This is a genomic window from Sulfitobacter sp. 1A15299 (assembly GCF_043556915.1).
GTDB lineage: Bacteria > Pseudomonadota > Alphaproteobacteria > Rhodobacterales > Rhodobacteraceae > Sulfitobacter.
In genome coordinates this window covers 1-1,318 of sequence record NZ_JBIFFJ010000078.1, presented here as the reverse complement: position 1 = coordinate 1,318, position 1,318 = coordinate 1, and the positions used below count along the sequence as shown (strand labels likewise).

Genomic DNA, 1,318 nt, shown 5'->3' with positions numbered 1-1,318 from the left:
GGGACTGTCCTGAATTTTGTGCTCTGGCATGGTAACTGCTCTATAAGGAGACCCACGTATGAGCATTGACAAAAAGCTATTAGACCAACTGATGGAAGGCCGGTCCTCTGGCGACCTATTCGGCAAGCAGGGCATACTTGCCGAGTTGACCAAAGCATTGGCAGAACGCGCTTTAACAGCTGAGATGGAGGAACATCTTGGGGCAGAGCGCGAAGAAGGTGTCGCGGAGGGCCAGAACCATCCGCCCAATCGTCGTAATGGCAGCAGCCAGAAGACTGTGACCACCGACAGCGGGAAGGTCATCCTGGACATTCCGCGCGACCGCAACGGCACCTTTGATCCGCTGTTGATAGCCAAGTATCAGCGTCGTTTTCCCGAGTTCGACCGCAAGATCGTCAGCATGTATGCACGCGGAATGACGACCCGTGAGATCCAAGGGCACATTGAGGAGATTTACGGCTTTGAGGCATCACCCAGCTTGATATCGGTGATCACTGAAGCTGTGATGGACGAGGTCACCGCCTGGCAGAGCCGACCACTGGAACCCTGCTATCCCGTGGTGTTTATGGACGCGATCCGCGTCAACATCCGCAGTGATGGAGCGGTCTCGAACAAGGCGGTCTTCGTAGCCTTGGCGATCCGTCCAGACGGCACCCGGGACGTTCTGGGGCTGTGGTTCCAGGCCAACGAGGGTGCCAAATTTTGGGCAAAGGTTCTGAATGATCTACGTCACAGGGGTGTTCAGGACATTCTGATTGCCGTGGTCGACGGTCTCAAAGGCTTCCCTCAGGCCATTGAGGCAGCTTTCCCGGAAGCCCAGGTTCAGACGTGCATCGTTCATTTGCTGCGCCACTCTATGAGCTTCGCCAGCTACAAGGACCGCAAGGCCGTGGCGACAGCCCTGAAGGCAGTCTACACCGCCTTGGACGTCGAAGCAGCGGAGGCTGCGCTGGCCGAGTTCGAGGAGAGCGATCTGGCCAAGCGCTATCCGGCCATTGCACCGAGCTGGCGCCGAGCCTGGAACGAGGTGATCCCGTTTCTCGACTACCCGCCCGAAGTGCGCCGATTGATTTACACAACGAATGCCATAGAAGCCTTGAACTCAAAAATCCGGCGTGCGGTGCGAACCCGAGGCCACTTCCCGAGCGATGAGGCGGCAGCAAAGTTGATCTACTTGGCGCTCAATGCTACTTCCGTCGAGTGGAAGCGATCTGTGCGTGAATGGCACCGCGTTAAAAGCCAACTCGCCATCATGTTCGAAGAACGCTTTCCCATGGCGTAACTAAAGGCGTCAGGGCACAAAATTACGCACACTCCC

Annotated in this window: 1 protein-coding gene; it reads left to right on the top strand. The window is 56.9% G+C overall.

The annotated features are described in order from the left end of the window. The first annotated feature begins 58 nt into the window (after positions 1 to 58). Positions 59 to 1,282: an IS256 family transposase gene (locus ACGYK7_RS19140; protein ID WP_394403955.1), complete on the top strand. Its 1,224-nt coding sequence runs from the start codon at positions 59 to 61 to the stop codon at positions 1,280 to 1,282. Positions 1,283 to 1,318: the final 36 nt, after the last annotated feature.